General features: G+C 72.1%; 21 protein-coding genes. 7 read left to right on the forward strand and 14 right to left on the reverse strand.

Translation table 11 applies throughout. From position 1 onward, the window contains the following. Positions 1–68: 68 nt before the first annotated feature. Positions 69–602, reverse strand: coding sequence for a hypothetical protein (locus tag ACIGJO_RS04145; RefSeq protein ID WP_399951815.1), 534 nt, complete (start codon positions 600–602; stop codon positions 69–71). Positions 603–1,042: 440 nt separating this feature from the next. Between ACIGJO_RS04145 and ACIGJO_RS04150 the strand changes: the two genes are divergently transcribed. Then, on the forward strand, positions 1,043–1,663 hold the full coding sequence (locus ACIGJO_RS04150; RefSeq protein WP_399951818.1) for a YceI family protein: 621 nt from the start codon (positions 1,043–1,045) through the stop codon (positions 1,661–1,663). A 320-nt stretch (positions 1,664–1,983) separates the two neighbouring features. Here ACIGJO_RS04150 and ACIGJO_RS04155 read toward each other — a convergent pair whose 3' ends face one another. From ACIGJO_RS04155 to ACIGJO_RS04165, 3 genes are all read right to left on the reverse strand, one after another. After that, positions 1,984–2,709, reverse strand: a complete 726-nt coding sequence (locus ACIGJO_RS04155; RefSeq protein WP_399951821.1) for a DJ-1/PfpI family protein — start codon at positions 2,707–2,709, stop codon at positions 1,984–1,986. A gap of 286 nt (positions 2,710–2,995) precedes the next feature. Further along, on the reverse strand, positions 2,996–4,009 hold the full coding sequence (locus ACIGJO_RS04160; RefSeq protein ID WP_399951824.1) for an NAD(P)/FAD-dependent oxidoreductase: 1,014 nt from the start codon (positions 4,007–4,009) through the stop codon (positions 2,996–2,998). A gap of 157 nt (positions 4,010–4,166) precedes the next feature. Next, positions 4,167–4,634 (reverse strand): winged helix-turn-helix transcriptional regulator, encoded by a 468-nt coding sequence (locus tag ACIGJO_RS04165; protein WP_399951827.1) that lies wholly within the window; start codon positions 4,632–4,634, stop codon positions 4,167–4,169. A gap of 95 nt (positions 4,635–4,729) precedes the next feature. On the opposite strand from ACIGJO_RS04165, the gene ACIGJO_RS04170 reads away from it, so the two are divergent. Continuing rightward, a complete protein-coding gene (locus ACIGJO_RS04170) occupies positions 4,730–5,956 on the forward strand; it encodes an MFS transporter (protein ID WP_399951830.1) in 1,227 nt (408 codons plus the stop codon). A 220-nt stretch (positions 5,957–6,176) separates the two neighbouring features. Here the strand turns inward: ACIGJO_RS04170 and ACIGJO_RS04175 are convergent, their stop codons facing one another. Together ACIGJO_RS04175 and ACIGJO_RS04180 are read right to left on the reverse strand one after the other, a co-directional pair. Continuing rightward, the gene (locus ACIGJO_RS04175) at positions 6,177–6,698 is read right to left on the reverse strand and encodes an SMI1/KNR4 family protein (protein WP_399951833.1); all 522 of its coding nucleotides are present in this window, start codon (positions 6,696–6,698) and stop codon (positions 6,177–6,179) included. Positions 6,699–6,795: 97 nt separating this feature from the next. Further along, positions 6,796–7,611, reverse strand: coding sequence for a S1 family peptidase (locus ACIGJO_RS04180; RefSeq protein ID WP_399951835.1), 816 nt, complete (start codon positions 7,609–7,611; stop codon positions 6,796–6,798). A 271-nt stretch (positions 7,612–7,882) separates the two neighbouring features. On the opposite strand from ACIGJO_RS04180, the gene ACIGJO_RS04185 reads away from it, so the two are divergent. Next, positions 7,883–8,509 carry a hypothetical protein gene (locus ACIGJO_RS04185; protein WP_399951838.1) on the forward strand — a complete coding sequence of 209 codons (627 nt, stop codon included), beginning with the start codon at positions 7,883–7,885 and terminating at the stop codon, positions 8,507–8,509. Positions 8,510–8,710: 201 nt separating this feature from the next. On the opposite strand, the gene ACIGJO_RS04190 is transcribed toward ACIGJO_RS04185, so the two are convergent. The 6 genes from ACIGJO_RS04190 to ACIGJO_RS04215 form a co-directional block, all read right to left on the reverse strand. Then, a complete protein-coding gene (locus ACIGJO_RS04190) occupies positions 8,711–10,099 on the reverse strand; it encodes a hypothetical protein (protein WP_399951841.1) in 1,389 nt (462 codons plus the stop codon). 283 nt (positions 10,100–10,382) lie between these two features. Continuing rightward, positions 10,383–11,357 (reverse strand): LacI family DNA-binding transcriptional regulator, encoded by a 975-nt coding sequence (locus tag ACIGJO_RS04195; RefSeq protein WP_399951844.1) that lies wholly within the window; start codon positions 11,355–11,357, stop codon positions 10,383–10,385. Between the two features lie 767 nt (positions 11,358–12,124). Next, positions 12,125–13,732 carry a citramalate synthase gene (cimA, locus tag ACIGJO_RS04200; protein WP_399951847.1) on the reverse strand — a complete coding sequence of 536 codons (1,608 nt, stop codon included), beginning with the start codon at positions 13,730–13,732 and terminating at the stop codon, positions 12,125–12,127. 650 nt (positions 13,733–14,382) lie between these two features. Beyond that, positions 14,383–15,486, reverse strand: coding sequence for a branched-chain amino acid aminotransferase (locus ACIGJO_RS04205; RefSeq protein WP_399951850.1), 1,104 nt, complete (start codon positions 15,484–15,486; stop codon positions 14,383–14,385). Positions 15,487–15,741: 255 nt separating this feature from the next. Continuing rightward, complete coding sequence (locus tag ACIGJO_RS04210; RefSeq protein ID WP_399951853.1) at positions 15,742–16,785, reverse strand: 3-isopropylmalate dehydrogenase; 1,044 nt, start codon at positions 16,783–16,785, stop codon at positions 15,742–15,744. A 579-nt stretch (positions 16,786–17,364) separates the two neighbouring features. After that, complete coding sequence (locus ACIGJO_RS04215; protein ID WP_329945885.1) at positions 17,365–17,496, reverse strand: hypothetical protein; 132 nt, start codon at positions 17,494–17,496, stop codon at positions 17,365–17,367. A gap of 414 nt (positions 17,497–17,910) precedes the next feature. On the opposite strand from ACIGJO_RS04215, the gene ACIGJO_RS04220 reads away from it, so the two are divergent. Genes ACIGJO_RS04220 through ACIGJO_RS04230 form a run of 3 tightly spaced genes read left to right on the forward strand, consistent with a single transcriptional unit; the run spans position 17,911 to position 20,545 of the window. Continuing rightward, positions 17,911–18,483 carry a CDP-alcohol phosphatidyltransferase family protein gene (locus ACIGJO_RS04220; protein WP_399951857.1) on the forward strand — a complete coding sequence of 191 codons (573 nt, stop codon included), beginning with the start codon at positions 17,911–17,913 and terminating at the stop codon, positions 18,481–18,483. Continuing rightward, the gene (locus ACIGJO_RS04225) at positions 18,480–19,340 is read left to right on the forward strand and encodes a phosphatidate cytidylyltransferase (protein WP_399951859.1); all 861 of its coding nucleotides are present in this window, start codon (positions 18,480–18,482) and stop codon (positions 19,338–19,340) included. The genes ACIGJO_RS04220 and ACIGJO_RS04225 overlap by 4 nt, the downstream gene beginning before the upstream one ends. Continuing rightward, complete coding sequence (locus tag ACIGJO_RS04230) at positions 19,340–20,545, forward strand: 1-acyl-sn-glycerol-3-phosphate acyltransferase (RefSeq protein ID WP_399951862.1); 1,206 nt, start codon at positions 19,340–19,342, stop codon at positions 20,543–20,545. The genes ACIGJO_RS04225 and ACIGJO_RS04230 overlap by 1 nt, the downstream gene beginning before the upstream one ends. Positions 20,546–20,716: 171 nt before the next feature. On the opposite strand, the gene ACIGJO_RS04235 is transcribed toward ACIGJO_RS04230, so the two are convergent. Continuing rightward, positions 20,717–21,796, reverse strand: a complete 1,080-nt coding sequence (locus ACIGJO_RS04235; RefSeq protein WP_399951865.1) for a S1 family peptidase — start codon at positions 21,794–21,796, stop codon at positions 20,717–20,719. A gap of 205 nt (positions 21,797–22,001) precedes the next feature. Between ACIGJO_RS04235 and ACIGJO_RS04240 the strand changes: the two genes are divergently transcribed. Next, a complete protein-coding gene (locus tag ACIGJO_RS04240; protein WP_399953177.1) occupies positions 22,002–22,703 on the forward strand; it encodes a nitroreductase family protein in 702 nt (233 codons plus the stop codon). 120 nt (positions 22,704–22,823) lie between these two features. Here the strand turns inward: ACIGJO_RS04240 and pruA are convergent, their stop codons facing one another. Continuing rightward, entirely contained in the window at positions 22,824–24,455 is a 1,632-nt protein-coding gene (gene pruA, locus ACIGJO_RS04245) for an L-glutamate gamma-semialdehyde dehydrogenase (protein ID WP_399951868.1), read from the reverse strand. Positions 24,456–24,481: the final 26 nt, after the last annotated feature.

Here is a 24,481-nt window from a genome sequence, read left to right on the forward strand (position 1 = left end):
CGCCTCCACACACGCGGGTGCCCCCGTCCGGCGGGACGGGGGCACCCGTACGTTCGCGGGAGGCGCGGTCAGCAGCCGCCGCAGTTGTAGAACGTCACGTCCCAGTGGTTGCCCTCGTCCGCGTAGATGTTGCCGGAGCCGGACTGGTACTGGGGCGCACCGTCACCCCTCACGCCTATGTAGGTGAAGACACCCTTGACGTAGTTGGTGACGCAGGTGCTCTTGGCGAAGTCGAGCTTGTAGCCGTTCCAGTGGGAGTACGTACCGCCGGCGTGCCCGGTCTCGGTGCCGCCGGTGATGTTGAGCGCACAGCCCGTGGCGCTCTTCAGGGTCTGGGCTCCCTGGGCGGTCGCCAGGTTCAACTGGTCGAAGGACGTGCAGGTGGGCACGTTCCGGTCGGAGCAGCCGCCCGACGACGACCAGGTGACCCCGGACGAGCTGAACCGGGAGGTCGCCTGCGCGTGGGTCAGCTTGGTGTCGGCGTGCGCCTGGGTGGCGCCGCTGCCGAGCGCGCCGATACCGGGGACGAAGAGCGCGCCGAGGACAAGGGCCAGGGCGGTGAGGGCGGAGCGGATTCTCGGGCGGGTCGCCTGGGGCACCATGGGGGGATTCCTCCTGCTCATGACAATTTGCGGGGTGGCCGGGCGCGCGGAACGCACACACCGGGCAGGGAGATAGTGCCCGAGTTCTACGCGCGTCCGCCAGAGGTCGGCATGTTGCCATGCGGTGAACATCGCGACACCCGGCCCGGCGCGCGGTCCCGCACACGGCCGGCACACGGCTGCCGTACGGCCGACGCACGACTGGCGCACGGCTGGCGCGCGATCCGGCTCACGGCCCGGCGACCCCTCGACCACGAGGCGCCCGGACGGCAACCGGTGACCAAGGACCGGCCGCCGGCGACCGGCGACCGGTGGCGGGCACCCGAACCTCTCGATGTTGAACATTGAACTAGATTGCTCTACAGTGAATCTCGTTGAAGGTTAAACAACAACTCCGGCATCAGTACCCGGCCGCTCGAAACGTCCCCCGAGGAGGAGCCATGGCTCTGTTCAACCGCAAGTCCACTGCCACCCCGACCGCCACCGAGATCCCCGCGGTGGACCCCGCGCTCGCCGCCCTGACCGGCGACTACACGATCGACCCGGCCCACAGCAGCATCGGCTTCACCGTGCGTCACGCCATGGTCACCAATGTGCGGGGCTCCTTCGGTGAGCACGAGGGTTCCCTGAAGCTGGACGGGTCCGACCCGGCCAACTCCGCGGCCTCCATCGACGTCAGGATCGCCAGCGTCGACACCGGCATCGCGGACCGTGACGGCCACCTGGTCAGCGGTGACTTCTTCGACGCCGAGAAGTTCCCCCTCATGACGTTCCGCTCCACGCGGGCGGAGCAGCTCGGCGGCGACAAGTACCGCGTCACCGGCGACCTCACCATCAAGGACGTCACGCGTCCCCTCGCCATCGACCTGGAGTTCAACGGTTCGGCCACCGACGTCTACGGCAACGAGCGCGTCGGCTTCGAGGGCAGCGCGGACATCCTGCGCTCCGACTGGGGACTGACCTGGAACGCGGCGCTGGAGACCGGCGGCGTGATGGTCGGCGACAAGGTCAAGCTGAACTTCGACATCTCCGCGATCAAGGCCGCCGCACCGCAGGCCTGATCCTCCCCGGGTGCCACGCCCCGGAACGAGCGCGCCCGCCTTCCCTTCCCCTCAGGGGGTGGGAGGCGGGCGCTCGGCGTGCGGGACCGGTGCGCGGCCGCGGACCACCGCCCCTCCCGCGAGGGTCGGCGGATCACCGGCCCACTCCCCGTGCGCGTCGGCGGACCCGGCCCTCCGTGCGCGATCGGCCGAACACCGCCCCTCCGGTGCGCGGCCGCGGACCACCGCCCCTCCCGTGAGGGTCGGCGGATCACCGGCCCTCCGTGCGCGTCGGCGGATCACCCGCCCTCGCCGGACTGCGCGGATACGGCGGCCCGGCGTCAGGACGACCAGACCGTGCCCCGCGCCTCGTACTCCAGCATGCTCTCGATCCCGGTCGCGGCGTCCGGGCCGAGCTCACGGCGGACGATCCACAGCGCGAGCTCCAGGCCCGAGGTGATGCCGCCCGCGGTCACCAGATCGCCGTCGTCGACGACGCGGGCGTTCTTCAGTACGCCGCCCTGCTGCTCCAGGTCCGCACGGGCGCGCTGATGGGTGGTGCAGGGGCGCCCACGGGTCAGGCCGGCGGCCGAGCAGAGCATGACCCCCGTGCACAGCGCGCCGATGGTGAGCCCGGGGCGTACCGCCGCCGCCAGCGCGCGCGGCAGGGTGCCTCTGTTGATCTCGGCCCACACCCCCGGGCTGTCCCGCCGGGCGTAGCCGCCGCCGGGTACGACCAGCACATCGGCCCTGCCGGGCTCCCAGGGGCCGATGTCGCGCAGGCGCGTGCCGTAGGCGGCGGTGACGCCGGCCGGTCCGGAGGCCCTGACATAGTCGACCGTCACCGGCCGCGAGGTGAAGAACTTCGCGGCGGAGAAGACCTCGTACGGTGCGGCGAAGTCGAGTTCCTCCACCCCTTCGTACATGACGACCTGGACCCGGAAGGGACCGGCCGGTTTCCTCGGCGCTCTCCGCTCCTCCGCCGCTGTCGCTGAGCTCGCGACGCCCGCCAGCGCGCCGGTGGCGCCCAGCGCGGTGGAGGTACGGAGGGCATCGCGTCGGTTCACGGGTTTCACTGGGGCTCCTGTTCGGTCCGGGACGCTCTCCTCCAGTTGTCGGGCTCCTCGCCACCGGAGTTCCCGTCCGGTCCGGGTTTCCGCGGGCGGCGGTCACACAGGGGGCGGGGGCGGAGCCTTCGGACGTCGTCGCGCCGGCCACCGGCGTGCACGGGTGGGCGGGTGCGCCGGGGTCGTAGCGGCCGTCCGCGGCAACAGCGACCACGGCGGCGTCCCCAGCATCCCCGCGGCGTACGAGGGACCACCGACGCCACCGGAACCACCGGAACCACCGGCATCAGCCGATGACCACTCCCGCCCCCGCCCGGCGCGCCTCGACCGCGCGGCGGGTGTCGTCGGCGATCAGGTCGGCGTTGATGGCCATGGCCGCCCGCATTCCCGTGTCGGCCGCGCCGATCACCGTCTCCATCAGGTTGACCACATTGCCCGCCGCCCAGACGCCGGGGACCTCCGTCGCCCCGGACGGGCCGGCAGCGATGGACGACCCGATCACCTGCCCGGCCGTCTCCTGGGCGACCGGGACCAGCCCCAGGCTCTCCAGAACGGCGGACCGGGCGGTGAAGCGGGGCTGGACCACCACGACCTCGCGCGCGACCACCCGGCCCCCGGCCAGACGGAGCCCGGTGAGCCGGTCGTCCGTGATCTCCAGGCCGGTCACCGCACCGTCCACGACGGCGATGCCCCTGGCCGCCAGCTGCTCGTACTCCTCGTCGCCGAACTCCGGCCCGGTGTGGCGGAAGAGGGTGACGTCCCGGCTCCACTGCCGCCACATCAGCGCCTGGTGCGCGGCGAGCGGGCCGGCCGAGAGCACGCCGATCGGACGGTCCGCGACCTCCGAGCCGTGGCAGTAGGGGCAGTGCAGCACATCACGCCCCCACCGCTCGGCCAGACCCGGCACCGGGGGCAGCTCGTCGACGATCCCGGTGGCCACGAGCAGCCGCCGGGCGACATGGGCGGACCCGTCCTCCGTCACGACCCGGAACCCCTCGTCGCCCGGCAGCCGCTCCGCCGACACCACGCCGCCCCGCACGATCCCACCCCCGTACCCGGCGACCTCCGCCCGGCCGGTCGCCAGCAGTTCCGAGGGCGGGGCGCCTTCACGGCCCAGGTAGTTGTGCACGTGCGAGGCGGGTGCGTTGCGCGGGTCGCCCGCGTCGATCACCAGCACCGAACGCCGCGCCCGCGACAGGGCGAGGGCCCCTGCCAGCCCGGCCGCCCCGCCTCCGACGACCACCACGTCGTACCGCTGCTCGCTGCCGTTCACGCTGATCACGCTGTTCATGCCGCTCATGCGAAACACCTCCTGTTACGGGAGAGAGTGCGCGCAGCACAGCCGGAACGACAAATCTACTTGCCGGGACAGCAAACCCCAGGAGTGGCATCGACCAGTCCGGCCCCCCGCGCACCCCTCGCCGCCCGGACCCCGCCGTCGTCGCTGTCGCCGCAGGTCAGGCGCCGGACGGGCCCGCCCCGGCGACCTTGTGCACGGTGGTGTCGCCCGGGTTCAGCAGCCGCCCGTCCTCCGACCGGACTTCCAGCGCACGCAGGCGGCCGCCCCGCTGCCGGTCGACCAGCTCGGAGTGCGGTTCGCCGGGCGCGAAGAAGTTCCGCTCGCCCCACTGCCGCAGGGCCACGATGACGGGGAAGAGGGACTCGCCCTTCGGGGTCAGCACGTATTCGCGGTAGGCACTGCCGTCCGAGGCGGGGACGGTTTCGAGGACACCTCCGGCGACCAGGGAACGCAGGCGGGCGGTAAGGATGTTCTTCGCCACGCCCAGACTGCGCTGGAACTCCCCGAAGCGGCGGCTTCCGTCGAAGGCGTCCCGCACGATCAGCAGGGACCACCAGTCACCGATCGCGTCGACCGATCGCGCGACGGGACAGTCGCTGTCGTCGAAACGTGTCCGGTTCACCATGAGGTCCTCCTTTTCCCTGACTGGTTGCAACATGCTACCAAAATGATTACCGTCCCTACTGGTAGCAAGATGAAACCAACTGCGAAGGGCACTCCATGAGCGGCGACGGCGCGGCGACGGTACCGAGGACCATGGCGCGCGACGGGGGTGCGCCGTTCGCCCTGTCCCGCGGCATCGTCATGCTGTTCGCCGTCGCCTGCGGGGCCGCCGTCTCCAACGTCTACTTCGCGCAGCCGCTCCTGGTGACGCTGGGCCACGACCTCGGGATGAGCCCGGCTCTCGTCGGCAGCGTCGTCACGCTCACGCACATCGGATACGGGCTGGGGCTCTTCCTCCTCGTGCCGCTGGGGGACGTGGCCGACCGCCGCCGGATCATCGTGGCCCAACTGCTGTTGCTGGTCGTGGCGTTGGCCGTGGTCGGCACCGCACACAGCGCGGCCGTCCTGCTCGCGGGCATGGGCGCGGTGGGGCTGCTCGCCGTGGTGACCCAGACACTGGTGGTCTTCGCCGCGTCGCTGGCCCCTCCCGCCGAGCGCGGACGGGTCGTCGGACTGGTGACCGGCGGCGTGGTCATCGGCATCCTGCTCGCCCGCACCGTCTCCGGCCTCCTGGCCGACCTCGCGGGCTGGCGCTCCGTCTACCTCGCCTCTGCGGCGCTCATCGCCGCACTCGCCCTGGTCCTGCACCGGGTGCTGCCGCGCCACGGCGGCGTACCGCCGGCCACCCCCCTGCGCTACGGGCAGCTCCTGCGTTCCACGGTCACCCTGTTCGCGCGGGAGCGGCTCCTCCGCCTCCGGGCCGCGTTCGGCCTGCTGATCTTCGCCGCGTTCAGCACCTTGTGGAGCAGCATCGCGCTGCCGCTCAGCGAGCCCCCGTACTCCCTCTCCCACACCGCCATCGGCGCATTCGGGCTGGTGGGAGCCGTGGGCGCGCTCGCCGCAGCCGGAGCGGGCCGTCTGAACGACCGGGGGCTCTCCCGGCGGACGACGGGCATCGGCCTGGCGCTGCTCGCCGCTTCGTGGCTGCCCCTGGCCCTCACGCGCAGCTCACTCTGGGCGCTGGTCGTCGGCGTGATCGTCCTCGACCTGGCGGTACAGGCGGTCCATGTCACCAACCAGACCCTGATCTACGCGCTGCACCCGGACGCGGGCGGCCGGCTGATCGGCGGATACATGATCTTCTACGCGGTCGGCAGCGCCACCGGCGCCCTCGCCGCGACCTCCCTGTACGCGGCGGCCGGGTGGGGCGCCGTGTGCGTACTGGGCGCCGGGTTCAGCGGCGTCGCGTTCCTGCTGTGGGTGCTCACGAGGCATACGGAGTAAGGGAGTTGAGTCGGTCCGCCCACGCCGTGGTCACCCGGAGCCGCTGGTGTGTACCGGTGCGCGGGAGGCCGTGCAACGGATCTGTACGACCTCCGAGGGTCGTCCGGGTCTCGGCATGGGGAGAGCCGTTCCCCGCACGCGGCCAAGAGCGGGAAGCGGATCGTCACAGGACCGGATCGAACGCCTGATGCCCGCCGATCCGGTCCGTGCGACCACGTTTTCAGTTCAGGAATTCGTAGAACGGGCCGTCGGGCGCGAAGTTGCGGGAGCACAACGTCACGTCATAGCCCTTGAGATAGTCCAGAAACCACTCACCGAACGTCATCTCGTAGAGGGTCCAGGCCGGGCTGTCGAACTCCTGGACCACGACGCGCCAGGGCGACGAGGGGGTGTCGGGACTGCGGAGGAAGACCGCCTCGCCCGTGGTGGCCGTCGCCACCGGCATCAGCTCCCCGGGGTTCGCTCCCACCGGACTCGGCAGGTACTCCGCCATGTCCTCCTCGCGCCAGAGTTCGAGATCGCCCCTGATCTCCCTGCCCAGACTGTGCAGAAGATGGGTGGCGGGGTGCTTCAGATACAGCTGCTTGTTGATCTGGATCGAACCGTAGGCATCCACGATCCCGCGGAAATCCGCCGGGAACCCGATACCGAACTCCCGCTCCAGCTCCCTCCACGGAGCCGGATCCGACCAGTTGAACCGGGGTTCGCCCAACAGGGCTGTTATCTCTGGAAGCGTCGCCACCACTGGATTCCTTCGAGCACGTCGGACCGGTGCCGGTCCTGGAACTGAGCACGGTACGGGAGACAGTCTCCTCGACGCCCCGGCCGCCCGTACACGGTCAGGCGTGGTGCTTGATGGTCTTCCGGATCCAGTTCGCGTAGGCGGGCACGCTGCTGTAGAGGCCGGGCCCGTCCGAGCAGGCGACGTTCGGGGCGCCGGGGCCCGATGTGACGCCCATCAGCTCCCACCGTCCGTGCCGGCCCTTCTGGAGCTGCGGCCCCCCGGAGTCCCCGAAGCACGCCATGGCCTCGGGAACGCGGCTGATCGTGCACAACCGGGTCCGGTCCGCGTAGCCGGGGGCGCACTCGGCAGTGGAGCCCCGGCGCGTGTCGAGCTCCTGCAGCCGCTCCGCGAACTTCAGCTCGGTGTTGACGGTCGTGCCGAATCCCAGGATCCGGGTCGGGGTGCCGGGCCGTGCGGCGCGCTCGGCGATACGGATGGGCTTCTCGGCGACGGGACGGTCGAGGCGGACCAGCGCGACGTCGTCCTTGTTGGCGGCCTTCCCGCCGCCGTTCACATAGCCGGGGTGGACGACGGTCCGCTCGATGGCCCGGACGGTTCCGCCGGACTTCCGGTCCGGGCTGCCGATCCGGACGATGCCGTCCAGCTCAAGGCCGTCGCCCTGGACGCAGTGGGCCGCCGTCAGCACCCACTGCCGGTCGATCAGTGATGCCCCGCAGTTGCCGTCGTACAGGCCGTGGTCAGGGGCCGACTCCGGGATCGTCGCCATGAACGGGTAGCGCTCGGTGGCATCGGACCCGTTGACGATCGCCCCGGCGCTGCCGGTCATCAGGGTGGCGCAGGCCGCGACGGCGAGGGCGCCGACGGCAGTGGTGCGTACCGCGCTGCTGCGCACCGACTTCAAGCTGAACACTGAGAGTTCCTTACCTAGGAGAACCGGACGTGTTCAGCCTGCTTGCTCAGGATCCGCCGGACCATCCGGGCAGCAGGCCTGATGGGGGTGTAACCTGCACCCCCCGCCGTGCCGGCTGCCCCGCCCCGCCGATGGCCGCCCACACCGGCCAGGGGCCCGGACTCCCTTCAGAGAAAGGCCAGTTCGTCTCCGAACCCAAGCAGCAACCACGCGTGGCGGGGTCCGCTAGCCTTCCCCCAGGACTGCGCCGGTCGGGGTCGAGGGGGACGTCATGATGCGTACACGTCGGAGCAGCACAGGCATGGTCCTGGTCATCACGGCGCTGTCCGCCGCAGCGACCGGCTGCGGCGGGGACGGCCCGTCCGGCGCATCGGCACCCCCGTCCTCCGCCGAACGCACCACCGGGCCCGGCACCTACCCGGCACCGGACCGCCTCTGCGATCTGGTCGACTTCTCCGAACTCGCGACCGCCGTCGCTCCCTTCGCGAGCGCACCGCAGGGCCGCGAGACCGGGGGCGATCCGGCGGTGTCCAGCGGCTCGGAGTGCAAGCAGTCGCTCAGCAACGGCACGACGGTGCACGCACGTGCCGTCGCCCTGTGCAGTGCCTGGAAGGAGATCGGCAAGGCGATCGGCGCGCACCGGCACAGCAGGGAGACCGCCGAGGTCGCGGACTCCTCCCTGACCGACGTCAAGGGGCTCGGCAACCAGGCGTACCGCTATGTCTCCTCGGAGGACGGCCCCTGGAAGGCCGACCTCCGGCTGGTGGTCCGGGAGAGCAACCTCGACTGCGAGTTCCACACCCAGAGCGGGCACCCGATGAACGAGCAGGACACGGACATCGCCTTCGCGGCCATGGAAGCGACGGCCAAGCACCTCCTGCCGAAGCTGCGCCCCTGAGTCTCCTCGCTTCCCACCGCCCTCCGGCTGCGGCCTGCCCCGTCACGCCTGGCGCGGAGCTCTGAGGCACTGCGGATCCCACTGCGGTGGATCGCAGACATCCGCAGACGGCGTTCGCCCGCATGGAGGTTCACCCGCGTCCGGCCCGGGGACCCCCGGCGCCCGGACCGTGGTCCGTAGCCCCGGGACCCCGGGCCGGACTCAGAACCCGCCGCCGTCGAAGCCTCCGCCGCCCCCGCCGAAACCCCCGCCGTCCCCGAAGCCTCCGCCGCCGAAGCCGGAGGAGCCGAAGTCGGAGCCGGAGAAGTCGCCGCCGCCCCAGTCGCCTCCGGCGCCCGTGCCGAAGTCACCGCCGCCGTACTCCCCCGCGTACGCCGGGGTGGCGAGCATGGAGCCGAGCATCGTGCCGACCAGGAGGCCCGGCAGCAGGCCGCCGCCGAAGTAGCCGCCCGCCCATGGTCCGTAGGCCGGGCCCGCCTCCCAGTAGGGGCGGCGGCGGCCGTCGCCGACGTCGACCGTGCGGCTCATCGGGTCCTCGCCCTCGCGCAGCCGTACCTCGTCGGCGCCGCAGACGGGCACCTCGCGGGCCGTTCCGCCGGACGGGGTCCACAGCACGTCCGCGACCGAGGGGCCGTGGCGCGGGTCGAAGAAGCAGGGCGGGCGGCGGGCCGGGAGGGGCTTGCCGGTGCGGCGGGCGTCCAGGACGGCGAGGGAGAAGCGCCCGTCCTCCAGGGACTGGGTGACCGGACGGACGTCGGAGGGGTGCCGGGCCTGCTCCATCCGGAACTTGGCGCTCTCGTAGGAGTCCAGGGCCCGTTCGTAGTCGGCCCGCATGGCGTCGTCCGCGCCCTTCTCCGCCGGGTGGAAGTCCAGGCGCTCCAGGGTTTCGCCGTACGCGGTGATGTCCTCGTCGACGACGACCCGGAGCTTGTCGAGGGCGGCCCGTTCCTCCTCCTCCTTGCGGCGCCGGTTGCGGCGGGCGATCGCGTACGCGCCCGCGCCGCCGGCCACGGCGACCGCGCCGAGGGCGATCAGGCCGCCGGCCGGGAACCCGCCGTTGTCCGTGCCGCCGCCGGACCAGGAGGCGGGGGCGCTGCCCCGGGCCTGTTCCACCGCGCTGTCGACGAAGGCGTTGAGCTGGGCCGCCGTGCCGGTGTCGGTGGCCGGTGCCTTCACGGCCGCCGAGAGGTTCTGGACCGCCCGGGTGGGCATGACCTGCGGGTCCGCGCCCGCGTTGAACCCGTCGCCCAGGCGTACCGCGTAGACGCCGGTGATACCGGTCTCGGCGCGCAGGGTCTGGAGCAGGCCCTCCGCGGGGAAGGCCGGGGTGGCCGGGAGGACGGCCACGAACACCGGTTTGTCGGCGTCCGTGATCTTGTTCTCCAGGGCCTTCTCCTGGCTGGTGGAGAGCTGGTCACGGGCACCGGGGTCGACGTAGACCGGGTCCTTCCGCAGTTCCTGCGCGGCATCGTTGATGGTGGCGGCGGGGGCGGCGGGGGCGGCGGACGCAGCCGGGACCAGGGCGAAGACCACCGCTGCCAGCATGAGCAGCAGGCCCGCCATGAGCGTGGGAAAAAGCCTTTTCCTCATACTTCACGCTACTCCAGACGGGCAGCGCGCGCCGCTGCCCGTCCGGGTGCGCCTCGGGACCGTCCCCGCGGCCCGGGGTCCATACGGCCCGGAGCCACGGGGCCGGGCGTGCGGGTGTTGCGGGCCGTGTGGGCGGCACAGGTGGCGCCGGGTGTTGCGGACCGTGTGGGTGGTGCAGGGCGTGCGGGTGTTGCGGAAGATGCGGGTGGCGCCGGGTGTTGCGGGGCGTGCGGGTGGGGCGACGGTCGGGGATGCGGGCGGGTGTCCGGCGCGGCCGGGCCCGTTACGGCGCCGAGTGGCGCACGACCAGTTCGGTGGGCAGCACGGCCGGTTCGTCCGGTACGGCCGTGCCACCGAGGTGGGACAGCAGCATCCGCGCCGCCGTCTCACCCATCCGCCGGGTGGGCTGGCGCACGGTGGTCAGGGGCGGGGCGGTGTGCTCGGCCATCGGGATGTCGTCGAAGCCGACCACCGCGATGTCGTCCGGAACGCGGCGTCCGGCGGCCCGCAGGGCTCGCAGCACGCCCGTCGCGCTGATGTCGTTGTGCGCGAAGACCGAGTCGAACTCCACGCCGGCCGCGAGGAGTTCCTCGACCGCGAGGCGGCCGCCCCGTTCGGTGAAGTCCCCGTCCGCGACCAGGTCGGTGGGCAGGACCGAACGGAAACCGCTGAGCCGGTCACGTACGCAGCCGAAGTGCTGCGGACCCGTGAGGACCAGCGGCCGGGTGCGCCCCGAGGCCAGCAGATGACGGGCCGCCGAGGCACCTCCCTCGTGATTGGTGGTCACGACGGAGGGGAATTCGGGGTGGTGGCCGCGGTCGTCGATGAGGACGATCGGCAGACCCTTGCGGTACAGCGCGGTCAGATGGTCGAGCGTGTTCTCCGGCTCCACGACGACGAGTCCGTCGAAGGCACGCGCCGACACCTGGGCGGTGAAGCGCTGTACGGACTCCGCGCCGCGGTTGCAGGTGAAGAGCAGCAGTCCGTAGTCGGCGGCCTCGACGGTGTCGACGACGCCCTGGAGCAGTTCACCCATCCACGGCCAGGTCAGCGAGGGCACCAGCATCCCGACCCTACGGCTGCTGCCGCGGGCCAGTCCGACGGCACCCGAACTGGGCACATAGCCGAGCTGTGCGATCACTTCACGAACACGGGAGGCCGTGGAGCCGTCCACTTCGCCCTTGAGGTTGACGACCCGGGACACGGTCGTCTTGCTGACGCCGGCCTCACGGGCGACATCGGCGATGGTGACACGCATCAGAGGTCTCCAGTGACAGGGCTGAGCAGGGCAGAGCGAGGTGAAGCGGACGAGGCGCGGAAGGCCGTGGCCATCGATCGCCAGTACCGGTTCCGCAACCGGTTCCGCAACCGGTCCCGGAACCGGTACCGGCGTTGCGGCTGGAGTTAACCCCGCCGGAATACAGCCGTCAATACTTCACACCGAAATTGGTCCGTACCCATCTCGCCACCAGGCAGGGCGAGTTATGCGTTCAAGTTCTGAACGCGCCCCCTCTTGACGTGAGTCCGCGACAGCGGTTCACTCACGCCTCGATCGACGGCATCACCCCCACACACCCGGCCGAGAGGGGCGGCAGCCCATGGTCCGAACCGGCGGGGCCGTACACGTGCGGCGCTCAAGGCGTTCTCGATCGCACATGATCCGCGGGATGTGCTGCCGCCCTCCCGGCAGGCCGGGGCCGGGCGGGCCAGGCGGGCCAGGCGGGCCAGGCGGGCCAGGCGGGCCAGGGAGCTCACCACGGCGGCCTCACCGTGGACCGCGCCACAGCCGGCACCGCACCTCGGCGGCGGTCACCTGGCCGGGCATCCGGTCCGGGGCCTGAGCCCGGTCCGGGTACTGGGCCGGTCCGGGTACTGGGCCGGTCCGGGTACTGGGCCTGTCCCGAACCTGAGCAGCCCCCGGACCTGAGCCGGTCCGGGGGCGCACGGAGCGAAGGTCCGCATGTACATCTGCAACGCATGCGCCGGAACCGTCGACCGGGGGCGGCGGCTCCGGCAGCGGGGCGGCTACTCGGCCGGCTCGATCCCGGCCCGCAGCAGACCGAAGGTGTACGCGTCCTCCAGCGCCTGCCAGGACGCGGCGATGACGTTCTCCGCGACCCCCACGGTCGCCCAGTCACCGGATCCGTCACCCGTGGTGATCAGCACCCGGGTGGTGGACTCGGTGCCGGTACGGCCCTCCAGGATGCGGACCTTGTAGTCGACCAGCTCCAGCTTGGCGAGCTGCGGGTAGAACCGCTCCAGGGCGACGCGCAGGGCCCGGTCCAGGGCGTTGACCGGGCCGTTGCCCTCGGCGGTGGCGACGATCCGCTCGCCCTTGGCCCAGAGCTTCACGGTCGCCTCGTTGGCGTGTGTGCCGTCGGGGCGGTTCTCGACGATGGCGCGCCAGGACTCGGTGCGGAAGTAGCGGCGGGCCCGGCCCTCGACCTCGCCGCGCAGCAGCAGCTCGAAGGAGGCGTCGGCGGCCTCGTAGGTGTAGCCCTTGAGCTCGCGCTCCTTGACCCGCTCGACGACGCGGCCGATGAGCTCGCGGTCGCCCCCGAGGTCGATGCCGAGCTCCTTGCCCTTCAGCTCGATGGAGGCGCGGCCCGCCATGTCGGAGACCAGCATCCGCATGCTGTTGCCGACCAGCTCCGGGGCGATGTGCTGGTACAGGTCGGGGTCGACCTTGATCGCGGAGGCGTGGAGTCCGGCCTTGTGGGCGAAGGCGGAGACCCCGACGTAGGGCTGGTGGGTGGAGGGCGTGAGGTTGACGACCTCGGCGATGGCGTGCGAGATCCGGGTCATGTCGGCGAGCGCGCCCTCGGGCAGCACGGTCTTTCCGTACTTCAGTTCCAGGGCGGCGACGACGGGGAAGAGGTTGGCGTTGCCGACCCGCTCGCCGTACCCGTTGGCGGTGCACTGGACATGGGTGGCGCCCGCGTCCACGGCGGCCAGGGTGTTGGCGACGGCGCAGCCGGTGTCGTCCTGGGCGTGGATGCCGAGCCGGGCTCCGGTGTCGGCCAGGACGGTGCCGACGACGGCCTGCACCTGGGCGGGGAGCATGCCCCCGTTGGTGTCGCAGAGGATGACGACATCGGCGCCGGACTCGTGGGCGGCCCGGACCACGGCCTTGGCGTACTCGGGATTGGCACGGTAGCCGTCGAAGAAGTGCTCGCAGTCGACGAAGACCCGGCGGCCCTGTTCGCGGAGGTGGGAGACGGTGTCGCGGACCATCTCCAGGTTCTCCTCCAGGGTGGTGCGCAGGGCCAGTTCCACATGGCGGTCGTGGGACTTGGCGACCAGCGTGATCACCGGGGCACCCGACTCCAGGAGCGCCTTGACCTGCGGGTCCTCGGAGGCCTTGCCGCCGGCCCTCCGGGTCGCGCCGAACGCGACGAGCTGCGCGTGCTGGAACTCGATCTCCTGCTGGGCACGGGAGAAGAACTCCGTGTCGCGGGGGTTGGCGCCCGGCCAGCCGCCCTCGATGAATCCCACGCCGAAGTTGTCCAGGTGCCGGGCAATGGTCAGCTTGTCCGCGACCGTCAGGTTGATGCCTTCACGCTGTGCACCGTCGCGCAGTGTGGTGTCGAAGACATGGAAGCTGTCGTCGGTGGCCTTGGCCTTGGTGGTCATGCTGATCTGACTCCTGTCGGATGAGTGGATCCGGACGATCTGGCTCCACTTGCCCCCATCATCCCGCGCGCCCCGTCCCGGCCGAGGTGAGGGCCGGAAAACGAAAAAACCCCTCGCGGGTGCGAGAGGTCTGCGCGCGGGTCTGGGGCACGGTGCCCGTGCCGTACGTGGTGGTACGGAACGGTCACTGCGGACCGGCGCGCCTGTTGCCAATAATCATGACGAACGAGGACACGGAAGCAGTCTGGCACACCGCCGCTCCCGCGCCCCCGCCCGTCTCAGGATGCGGGCGGTGGGCGCGGAACGTCACACGCCGTTCATGACGGGGCGGGGAGGGGACCGGCGCTCCCACGCCTGGGCGTGAAGGGCCGCGCCCGGCGGGGAGCCGGGGCGCGGCCTGTTCCGGACCGGACGAGGAGTCCCGGCCGGGCGAGGGCCCTGGGGCAGGAGCCGTAAGCACCGCCCGGCGCCGCTCACGGGGACAGCCCCAAGGGGTGTCCCGCAGTTCGTGGTGGATCAGTGCGCGGCGTCGGATGCGGTGCATCGCAAGGCGGAGGGACGTCCGCATACTGGATGTATGCGGACGTTCCGACAACGCCGCGAGGTGCCGTAGCTGTCGTCGCGCACCCGCCGGGAATTGCGGGACAGCCCTAGCCGAGCGGGTGCATCCAGCCGTGCGTGTCCTCGACCACTCCGCGCTGGATGTCCAGCAGGCGCTCGCGCAGCTTCATCGTGACCTCGCCGGGCGTGCCGTCGCCCTGGGTCCACTCGCCGCCCGCGGACTTGACGGTGCCGACGGGCGTGATGACGGCGGCGGTGCCGCAGGCGAAGACCTCGGTGAGCGTGCCGTTCGCGGTGTCGTCGCGCCACTGGCCGATGGAGACGCGGCCCTCCTCGGAGGTGTGGCCGAGGTCACGGGCGACCTTGAGGAGCGAGTCCCGGGTGACACCCGCGAGCAGGGAGCCCGTGAGTGCCGGGGTGACGATCCGCTTCGAGCCGTCCTCCTGCCCGTACACGAAGTAGAGGTTCATCCCGCCGAGTTCCTCGACCCACTTGTGCTCCACGGCGTCGAGGTAAGCGACCTGGTCGCAGCCCTGGGCGGCCGCCTCGGCCTGGGCGAGCAGGGAGGCTGCGTAGTTGCCGCCGGTCTTGGCGTCGCCCATGCCGCCGGGGACGGCGCGGACGCGGTTCTCGGAGAGCCAGATCGAGACGGGCTTGACGCCACCGGGGAAGTAGGCGCCGGCGGGCGAGGCGATGACCAGGAAAAGGTATTCGTTGGCGGGCCGCACCCCGAGGCCGACCTCGGCCGCGATCATGAACGGGCGCAGGTAGAGGGACTCCTCGCCGCCGTGCGCCGGAACCCATGCCTTGTCCTGCCGGACCAGGGCGTCACAGGCCTCGATGAACGTCTCCACCGGCAGCTGCGGCATCGCGAGCCGCGCGGCGGAACGCTGGAAGCGCTCGGCGTTGGCCTCGGGCCGGAAGGTGGCGACCGAACCGTCGGACTGACGGTAGGCCTTGAGGCCCTCGAAGATCTCCTGCGCGTAGTGCAGCGTCATATTGGCCGGGTCCATCGACAGCGGGCCGTAGGGCACGAGCTGGGCGTCGTGCCAGCCGCGGCCCTCGGTCCACCGGATGGTCACCATGTGATCGGTGAAGTGGCGGCCGAATCCGGGGTTGACCAGGATCGCCTCGCGCTCCGCGTCGGACAGCGGGTTCGAGGAGGGCTTGAGCTCGATCGTGGGCGTCGTCATGAGTGCGTGTCCTTCACCGGTCTTGTGTGTGATGGACCGCGCTCACGCCCGCCTGTCCCGACTGTTTCCGGTCAGGTCCTAGGACGTCCGAGCTTTACCGCAAGCCACGGCCCCGCGTTCGATTATCGCTCGCGGGTGGCCGTGGACGAAATGGCGCGAATGCGGTCCAGTGGTCGATGGTGGCATCCGGAGGCCGCACAGGTGAAGCCGCCGGGTGCGGTAGCGACCCGGCGGCTTCGAAGTGGAGTCGTCGGGTCAGCTCGCTACCCGTACCGCGAGGGCGTCGCCGATCTCGTCGGTGGTACGGGTGGTGCTCCCGTCGCGCTCCGCGAGGTCGGCGGAGACGGCGTCCTCGATCCGAGCGGCCTCGGTCTCGTGGCCGAGGTGGCGCAGCAGGAGGGCGACGGAGAGGATCGTGGCGGTCGGGTCGGCCTTGCCCTGGCCCGCGATGTCGGGGGCAGAGCCGTGGACCGGCTCGAACATCGATGGGAAGGTGCCCGTCGGGTTGATGTTGCCGGACGCGGCCAGGCCGATGCCGCCGGTCACGGCAGCGGCGAGGTCGGTGAGGATGTCACCGAAGAGGTTGTCGGTGACGATGACGTCGAAGCGCTCCGGCTGGGTGACGAAGAAGATCGTCGCGGCGTCGACGTGCAGATAGTCGGTGCTGACCTCGGGGTACTCGGCCGCGACCCGGTCGAAGGTGTTCTTCCACAGGTGCCCGGCGTAGACGAGGACGTTGTTCTTGTGGACCAGCGTCAGCTTCCTGCGCGGACGGGCGTTCGCCCGCTCGAAGGCGTCACGGACGACGCGCTCGACGCCGTACGCCGTGTTGACGCTGACCTCGGTGGCGACCTCGGCGGGGGTGCCGGTGCGCAGCGAGCCGCCGTTGCCCGTGTAGGGGCCTTCGGTGCCCTCGCGGACGACGACGAAGTCGATGTCGGGACGGCCGGCCAGCGGCGTCGCGGTGTTCGGGAAGAGCTTCGACGGCCTCAGGTTGATGAAGTGGTCGAAGGCGAAACGCAGCTTCAGCAGCAGCCCCCGCTCCAGGACGCCGGAGGGCACGGACGGGTCACCGATCGCACCGAGCAGGATGGCGTCGTGGTTCTTCAGCGCGTCGAGCTCCGCGTCCGGGAGGGTCTCACCGGTGCGGTGCCAGCGCTGGGCGCCGAGGTCGTACTCCTTGGTCTCCAGCTTCACATCCTGCGGGAGGACAGCGTTGAGGACCTTGAGGCCCTGGGCCACGACTTCCTGGCCGATTCCGTCACCGGGGATCACTGCGAGATCGATGCTGCGAGACATGACGCCAGCCTAACCACGCGTCCCATCCCATGACATCTGATGTCCACCATGTGGACGCGGGGAAGCCGTACGCACACCGTTCGCCTGCGTGCACGGCGGACCGCCGCCCGGGTGGACGGGTTCCCCGGTCACGACGCCGAGAAGGACCGGCCGGACCTGGTCATCGGCGGGCACGACCCTGACCACGAGCGCGCCGGCGCGGCCCGGCGCGACGCGGTCGCCCGCACGGTGCCGGTCGGCGAGCGCACCGGTCCGACGCGGTCGCCCGTACGGTGCCGGCTGGCGAGCACACCGGTCCGACGCGGCCGCCCGCACGGTGCCGGTCGGCGAGCGCACCGGTCCGATGCGGGACGGCATCGTTGTACGTCACGGCGGGTGGCGCGGGCAGGGCGCCGCGCTGGAAGGCGGCCGGGACCGCGGCGTGGCCCCGGCCGCCTTCCAGCGGCTTCTCGTTCCCGGCGGTGGAGGTGCGGCCGGGGCGGCACGCCCGGATGCGGGCCACGGCGCTCGCCGGGCCGGGCGAACGCGTCGGCCGCGTCGGGATCGCCCGGGGGCCGCCGGGGCCGGATGCCGGTGGGCTCAGTGACCGGTGGAGCCGCCGTTGTCCCTGCGGTCCAGGGCGCGCTGCAGAGCGGCGGCGGCGTTCTTGCGCTCCGACTCGGTCGGGCGGGGGGTGTGACGGACGCGGCGGCGGACAGTCGTCTCGGCCATGATGGATCGACTCCTTGAGATCGCGTGAATGCCGGTTCCGGGATCCGGGGGAAGGCGGAGACCGGCAGTCGGAAGCGGGATTCCGAGGCGCCGGAAGGGCGGGGAGCGTACGCCGCAGGGGTTGCCTGCTCCGTGGCGCGCTCGCCAACACCCGTCGCTGGATCGAGCGAGTCGTTCGGCTCCTACAAAGCTAGGACAGCCGGGCCGCTCTGTCTCCACAATTACTCGGACTTCCTACTATCTGAGACGGCTGCCCCGTCGTCACCGGAAAGCACGGGCGGGGTGCGGGTGGCCGCGGCGGTGATGTACCCAGGCCCTACCCAGGCCGGGGCCGCCGCCCGCCCCCGGTACTCAGCGGCCGGTTGAGTATCCGGGCCGTTTCGAAGAACTGTGCGTCGCACGAGAGTTGCCTCCATGAACGGCCTCTACGCTCTCAAGCCCTGGTACGCGAACCGGCTCGCCGGTGTCCGCGCCACTCTCGTCCGCCGTGAGGTGTCGCCCGACACCCTCACCGCGGCGGGCGTGGCCGCGGCGGCCGGCGGGGCCGCCGCGCTGGCCTGGCTGCCCGCCGGACCCGCCGCCCTGCCGGTCGCCGTACTGCTCGCGGCGCGGCTCGCGTTCGCCAACCTCGACGGGGCGCTGGCCCGTGACACCGGCCGGACCACCCGGCGCGGCGCGGTCCTCAACGAGCTGGGCGACCGCGTGGCCGATCTGCTCGTGCTCGCCGGGTTCCTGGCGCTCGCCCCGCTGTGGCTGGTGGCGGTGGCCGCGCTGGCGGCGACGCTGCCGTCCTGGGTGTCGCTGGCGGGCGCGGCGGCCGGGGCGCCCCGGCTCAACGGCGGCCCGGTCGGCAAGACCGAGCGCTGTCTGCTGGCCGTCGTCGCGGCGGCGAGCGGCTGGGCCGTCCCGGTGCTCATCGTGATCGCCGCCGGTTCGCTGCTGACCGCGGTGCTCCGGCTGGCCGGCCTCCGGCGGGAGCTGGCATGAGCGCCGTACTGATCGCCGAGGAGGCGGCGGCCCGCGCCGTTCCGCTGGTCGCGGGTGTGCTGGGGGCGGGCGGGGTGGCCGTGGCCGTACTGCCGTCGAAGGTCCGGATGCGGGCCGAGCTGCGCAGACGGTGGCGGACCTGGGCCATGGTGGCGCCGGTCTTCCTGGGGGCGTACTTCCTGGGCGCCGGCGGTACGTTCGCGCTGGCCGCCGGGCTCGGGGCCGTCGCGGTGACCGAGTTCGCCCGGATGGCCGGGCTGCGGCGGGGCGACCACGCGGTGCTGATCGCGGCGGCGGTGGGGGTGCCCGCCCTGGCGTGGCTGGCTCCGGAGCTCCTGGATGTGCGGGCGGCGGCCCTGCTGCCGCTCGCGGCGGCGCTGCCCCCGGTGCTGTCGGGCGACGACGGGAGCGGATTCACCCGCGGTGCCCGGACGGCCTTCGGGCTGCTGTGGATCCCGGTCGCGCTGACCGGACTGGTGACGCTGGGCGAGACGGCGGTGGCGGTGGGCCTCGCGGTGGCGCTCGGCGATGTCGGTGCCTGGTGCGGGGGAACGGCGCTGGGGCGTCGGGGTCCGCTCGCCCGGCGGCTCTCCCCGCTCTCCCCCAACAAGACCTGGGCGGGGGTGCTGGGCGCGGCTCTCGCCACGGCGGTGCTCCTGCTCGCGCTCGGGGAGTTCTCGCTGGGGCTGTGGGCCGCGGTGCTCGGCGGCTGTGTGCTCGGCGACCTCATCGAATCGATGGTCAAGCGCGAGTCGGGGGTGAAGGACGCGGGGAGCTGGCTGCCCGGGTTCGGCGGCCTCCTGGACCGGATCGACTCCCTGCTCGTGGCCCTTCTCCTGGCGATGGTGATGACGTGATGACGACCCTGAACCCCGCGCCCGGCCGGGTGGAACTCCCCGCGCGCTCCCGCTTCGCCGCCACGCTGCGCCGGGGCCTGTGGTGGGCGGTGCTGAGCCTGACGGGCGGGGTGGAGCGGCGCGGGCGGCTGCCGCGCGGCGGCTGTGTCGTCGTCGCGAACCACTCCTCGCACGCCGACACCGCCGCCCTTCTCGCGGCGCTGGACGCCCGGCACTCCCCGGCCATCGGGGCGGCCGCGGACTACTGGTTCGCCTCGCCGTGGAGGCGCCGGATCTGCCGCAGGCTCGCGGCCGGGTTCCCGGTGCGGCGCGGCGGGGGCGGCATGGGCGATCTGCTCGCGATGGAGGACGGGCTGCGGGCGGGCCGGGCGGTCGTGCTGTTCCCCGAGGGCACCCGGGGCGGGAACGGTGAGCTGGGCTCCTTCCACCGCGGGGCGCTGGTGCTGGCGGAGCGTGCGGGGGTGCCGGTGGTGCCGGTCGGCATCGCGGGTACGGACCGGCTGCTGCCCAAGCACGGGCGGCTGCGCTCGGCCCTGGTACGGGTGACGATCGGGGAGCCGCTGCCCGCGGCCGTCTCCCCGGAAGGGGCCCGGGACGCGGTCGTGGCGCTGCACTCCCGTACCGTCGCCGAGCCGCTCGCGGACTCGGCGGCGCGCCGCCGGGTGGCCTCGGTCGTCACCTCCCGGTGGGGTGTGGCGCTGCCCTTCGTCTGGGCCCTGGCGGAGGCGCTGAGCTGGCCGCTGATGCCGGAGCTGCTGCTCGGGGTGGTGTGCGTGGCGGTGCCGCGCGCGGCGTGGAGGATGTCGCTGGGAGCACTGGCGGGCAGTGTGGCCGGCGGTCTGCTGGCCCTCCAACTGGCTTCGGCGGGCGTGCAGTTGCCCGCGCCGCTGACCACGGAGCGGATGCGCGCGGAGGTCCGTCTGGGACTGGCGCTCCAGGGGGCTTCGGCGGTGCGGCAGCAGCCGTGGAACGGCATCCCGTTCAAGGTGTACGGCGCCGAGGCGGGCCGCACCGGAGTACCGGCCGGTGACTGGCTCCTCGCGTCCACGACGGCGCGCGGGGCGCGGACGCTGTCGGTGGGACTGGGCTTCGCGGCGTTCGGGCTGCTGATGCGGCGCTACCGCAGGCACTACGGGCGCTATCTGGTGCTGCTGGGCGGCGGCTTCACGGCGGGGCTCTCACTGATCGTGCGCGGGTGGGCCTGAGCCGCCCGCCCCGGGCGGCGCGGCCCGGGGCGGACGGGGAGGACGGGGAGGACGGCGGGGTGAACGAGGTGGACAGGGGGAACGGGGCGGACGAGGCGGACGGGGCGTACCGATTCGGCCCGCGTCGGCCCGGGTCTGCCTGGTTCGGCCCGGTTCGGAGGTGCGGGACCGTCAGTACACGGTCACACCGTAGGCAGCCAGGGCCTCCTTGACCGGCTGGTGGATGGCGGATCCGCTGGTGCCGGTGCAGCCGGAGCTGCCGGAGTGGATGCCGAGGGCGACGGAGCCGGCGAAGTGGGCGCCGCCGCTGTCGCCGCCCGCGGAGCAGGCGGTGGTGCGGACCATGTTGTAGACGGGTCCGTCACCGTAGTTGACGGTGACATTGACGGCGGTGACGGTGCCGCTGGTCACCTTGGTGGTGGACCCGCTCTTGCTGAGGGACTGCCCCACCACGGCGTCGGCGGCCGAACCGATGTCCTGGGAGCTGCCGTTGTACAGGTCCACGCTTCCGGCGGGCGAGGAGCCGTCCGTGTACCGCACGATGCCGTAGTCGTTGGTCGGGAAGCTGGTGCCCTCGCGGACCCCGATGACCGCCCCGCCGGAACTGGCCGACCAGTTGGCGGAGATGTTGGTGCAGTGTCCGGCGGTGACGAAGTAGCGCGCCCCGCCCTTGGTGACGTTGAAGGCGGCCGAGCAGCGGCTCCCGCCGCCGTAGATGGCGCCGCCGCCCAGGACCTCCCGGTGGAAGACGCCGGGCACCCTGGCGATGCGTACGGCGCCGTCCAGCCGGGCCGCGACGGCTCCGAGACGGGCCATGTCCCGTGCGGAGACCGACTGATCGGCCTCCACCGCGACCTGGTTGGTCCGGGGGTCGATGCCCCAGGAGGTGCCGGTGATCTTCGCCTCGGCCTCCAGGGCGTCCATCGCGGCACGCAGCTCAGCGGCGCCGCGCGTCACCCGGCGCACGGTGGCCCCGGCCGCCCTGGCCTGTTCGGCGGCGCGGTCGGTGGTGACGGTGACGACGAGGTCACCGGTCCTGCGGTCGAGGTAGCTCCCGGCGCCGGCGTCCCCGAGCCGCTGCTCCAGGGCGGCGTCGAGGGCGTACGCGGCGGGGGTGGGGGCGGGGGCGGGGCCGGCGGCGGGGGTTCCGGCGGGAACAGCGGCGGCTCCGGAGGGAGTCGCACCAAGGCCGAGGGTGCCGATGACGAGCAGAAGGGAAACGCCGACGCGGGCACGGGTGGTGCGTCTCATGGAGGGCTCCTTCTCGGGGGACGCGTGGGGACGCACCGAGCAAGGAATTTGACATGCCCATTACCTAATCCGCAAGAGCGCGTTACCCGGGGGACGCGCACCGGGCACGTTCTGCGGACACTGACCGGGACGGACGGTTCCGTTGTCCGAAGGCCCCCTGTTCCCCGCCCGGTTCACGCCTCACACTGCCGCCATGCCCGAGAACATGACAGACGCGCCCCAGCGGTGGACCCCGCTCCACGGCACCCCGTACCGACCCGTCCCCTACCGCCCCGAGCGCATGGCCGCGGAGGAGTCGCTGGCCCATGCCGAGCGGCTTCGGCGGCGGATGGACGAACGCAGGACCGTACGCCGGTTCTCCACGGATCCGGTGCCCGGACAGGTCCTGCGGGACGCCATCGCCTGCGCGGCGACCGCCCCCTCCGGCGCGCACCAGCAGCCGTGGACCTTCGTCCTGGTGAAGGACCCCGAGGTGCGGCGCCGGATCCGGGAGGCCGCCGAGCACGAGGAGAAGATCAGCTACGACGGCAGGCTGGGCGAGGAGTGGCTGGAGGCGCTCCGCCCGCTGGGCACCGACGCCGTGAAGGCCCATATGACGGACGCGCCGGCCCTGATCGTCGTGTTCCAGCAGCGGTACTGGCTGGGCGAGGACGGCACGAGGCACAAGCACTACTACGTCGACGAGTCCGTCGGCATCGCGGTCGGGATGCTGCTGTCGGCCCTGCATCTGTCGGGGCTGGCGGCCCTGATCCACACCCCGAGCCCGATGCGCTTCCTGCGCGAGGTGCTGGAGCGCCCGGAGAACGAGAAGGCGTTCGCGGTGATCCCGGTGGGATATCCGGCCGAGGACTGCGATGTGCCGGACCTGGTGCGCAAGTCACTGGACCAGGTGATCGTGGAGGTCTGAGCCGCGCGGACCCGGTCACGGGCCCGGACATGGAAACCGCCCCCCGGCCGGCAGGGGGGCCGGTCGGGAGGCGGGACTCAGGGCCCGGGGCGCCGTGCTGCGGCGCCCCGGGAGGGCGGTTCAGCCCTGGTGGGGGTAGGTGTAGTCGGTCGGCGGGACCAGCGTCTCCTTGATGGCGCGGGTGAGCGTCCAGCGCTGGAGGTTCTGCGGGGCGCCCGCCTTGTCGTTGGTGCCCGAGGCACGGCCGCCGCCGAAGGGCTGCTGGCCGACGACGGCGCCGGTCGACTTGTCGTTGATGTAGAAGTTGCCCGCGGCGTACCGCAACTTCTCCATCGTGTACGCGGCCGCCGCACGGTCGTTGGAGATGACCGCACCGGTCAGCGCGTAGTCGGAGGCCGACTCCATCTGCTCCAGCATGGCGTCGTACTTCTCGTCCTCGTAGACGTGGATCGCCAGGATCGGGCCGAAGTACTCGGTCGTGAAGACCTCGTTGGCCGGGTCGGTGCAGACGATGACCGTCGGACGGACGAAGTAGCCGACCGAGTCGTCGTACGTGCCGCCCGCGACGACCGTGCAGGTCGGGTCGGACTTGGCCCGGTCGATCGCAGCCTTGTTCTTGGCGAACGAACGCTCGTCGATGACGGCGCCGATGAAGTTCGTCAGGTCGGTGACGTCACCCATCCTGATGCCGTCGACCTCGGCCGCGAACTCCTCCTGGAAACCGGAGTTCCAGATGGAGGCCGGCACGTAGGCCCGCGAGGAGGCCGAGCACTTCTGGCCCTGGTACTCGAAGGAACCACGGGTCAGCGCGGTCTTCAGCACGGCGCGGTCGGCGCTGGGGTGCGCGACGACGAAGTCCTTGCCGCCGGTCTCGCCGACCAGACGCGGGTACGTCCGGTAGTTGGCGATGTTGTTGCCGACCGTCTTCCACAGGTGCTGGAAGGTCGGGGTGGAGCCGGTGAAGTGGATTCCGGCCAGGTCCCGGTGGTTCAGGGCCACCTCGGACACGGCGATGCCGTCACCGGTCACCAGGTTGATGACGCCCTTGGGCAGCCCGGCCTCCTCCAGCAGCTGCATCAGCAGCACCGCGGCGTGGGTCTGCGTCGGGGACGGCTTCCACACCACGACGTTGCCCATGAGGGCCGGGGCGGTGGGCAGGTTGCCCGCGATGGCCGTGAAGTTGAACGGCGTGATCGCGTAGACGAAGCCCTCCAGCGGGCGGTGGTCCATACGGTTCCACACGCCCGGGGAGTTGGCCGGGGGCTGCTCGGCGAGGATCTGGCGCGCGTAGTGCACGTTGAAGCGCCAGAAGTCGACGAGCTCGCAGGGGGTGTCGATCTCGGCCTGCTGGGCGGTCTTGGACTGGCCGAGCATCGTGGACGCGGCCAGCGTCTCGCGCCAGGGGCCCGCGAGCAGCTCGGCGGCGCGCAGGATGATCGCGGCGCGGTCGTCGAAGGACATCGCGCGCCACGCCGGGGCGGCGGCCAGCGCGGCGTCGATCGCGTCCTGCGCGTCCTGCTGCGTGGCACCGGCGAACGTGCCGATGACGGCCTTGTGGTTGTGCGGCTGTACGACGTCGAAGCGCTCGCCGCCACCCATCCGCTTCTCGCCGTCGATGGTCATCGGCAGGTCGATCGGGTTCTCGGAGAGCTCCTTGAGCTTCACTTCGAGGCGGGCGCGCTCGGGGGAGCCCGGGGCGTAGGAGCGGACCGGCTCGTTGACCGGCGCGGGGACCTGGGTCACAGCGTCCATGAGTGCCTTGTCTCCTTGGTTCGGCG

This window comes from Streptomyces sp. NPDC079020 (assembly GCF_044542225.1).
Lineage (GTDB): Bacteria > Actinomycetota > Actinomycetes > Streptomycetales > Streptomycetaceae > Streptomyces.

Excerpts from the sequence above, each read along its gene's own strand:
- ACIGJO_RS04195 (WP_399951844.1), bottom strand. The coding sequence starts at position 11,357 with ATGCGTGTCACCATCGCCGATGTCGCCCGTGAGGCCGGCGTCAGCAAG.
- ACIGJO_RS04210 (WP_399951853.1), bottom strand. The coding sequence starts at position 16,785 with ATGTCTCGCAGCATCGATCTCGCAGTGATCCCCGGTGACGGAATCGGC.
- ACIGJO_RS04230 (WP_399951862.1), top strand. The coding sequence starts at position 19,340 with ATGACGACCCTGAACCCCGCGCCCGGCCGGGTGGAACTCCCCGCGCGC.
- ACIGJO_RS04170 (WP_399951830.1), top strand. The coding sequence starts at position 4,730 with ATGAGCGGCGACGGCGCGGCGACGGTACCGAGGACCATGGCGCGCGAC.
- ACIGJO_RS04220 (WP_399951857.1), top strand. The coding sequence starts at position 17,911 with ATGAACGGCCTCTACGCTCTCAAGCCCTGGTACGCGAACCGGCTCGCC.
- ACIGJO_RS04160 (WP_399951824.1), bottom strand. The coding sequence starts at position 4,009 with ATGAGCGGCATGAACAGCGTGATCAGCGTGAACGGCAGCGAGCAGCGG.
- ACIGJO_RS04235 (WP_399951865.1), bottom strand. The coding sequence starts at position 21,796 with ATGAGACGCACCACCCGTGCCCGCGTCGGCGTTTCCCTTCTGCTCGTC.
- ACIGJO_RS04165 (WP_399951827.1), bottom strand. The coding sequence starts at position 4,634 with ATGGTGAACCGGACACGTTTCGACGACAGCGACTGTCCCGTCGCGCGA.
- ACIGJO_RS04240 (WP_399953177.1), top strand. The coding sequence starts at position 22,002 with ATGACAGACGCGCCCCAGCGGTGGACCCCGCTCCACGGCACCCCGTAC.
- ACIGJO_RS04150 (WP_399951818.1), top strand. The coding sequence starts at position 1,043 with ATGGCTCTGTTCAACCGCAAGTCCACTGCCACCCCGACCGCCACCGAG.
- ACIGJO_RS04185 (WP_399951838.1), top strand. The coding sequence starts at position 7,883 with ATGATGCGTACACGTCGGAGCAGCACAGGCATGGTCCTGGTCATCACG.
- ACIGJO_RS04215 (WP_329945885.1), bottom strand. The coding sequence starts at position 17,496 with ATGGCCGAGACGACTGTCCGCCGCCGCGTCCGTCACACCCCCCGCCCG.
- ACIGJO_RS04190 (WP_399951841.1), bottom strand. The coding sequence starts at position 10,099 with ATGAGGAAAAGGCTTTTTCCCACGCTCATGGCGGGCCTGCTGCTCATG.
- ACIGJO_RS04205 (WP_399951850.1), bottom strand. The coding sequence starts at position 15,486 with ATGACGACGCCCACGATCGAGCTCAAGCCCTCCTCGAACCCGCTGTCC.
- pruA (WP_399951868.1), bottom strand. The coding sequence starts at position 24,455 with ATGGACGCTGTGACCCAGGTCCCCGCGCCGGTCAACGAGCCGGTCCGC.
- ACIGJO_RS04225 (WP_399951859.1), top strand. The coding sequence starts at position 18,480 with ATGAGCGCCGTACTGATCGCCGAGGAGGCGGCGGCCCGCGCCGTTCCG.
- cimA (WP_399951847.1), bottom strand. The coding sequence starts at position 13,732 with ATGACCACCAAGGCCAAGGCCACCGACGACAGCTTCCATGTCTTCGAC.
- ACIGJO_RS04145 (WP_399951815.1), bottom strand. The coding sequence starts at position 602 with ATGGTGCCCCAGGCGACCCGCCCGAGAATCCGCTCCGCCCTCACCGCC.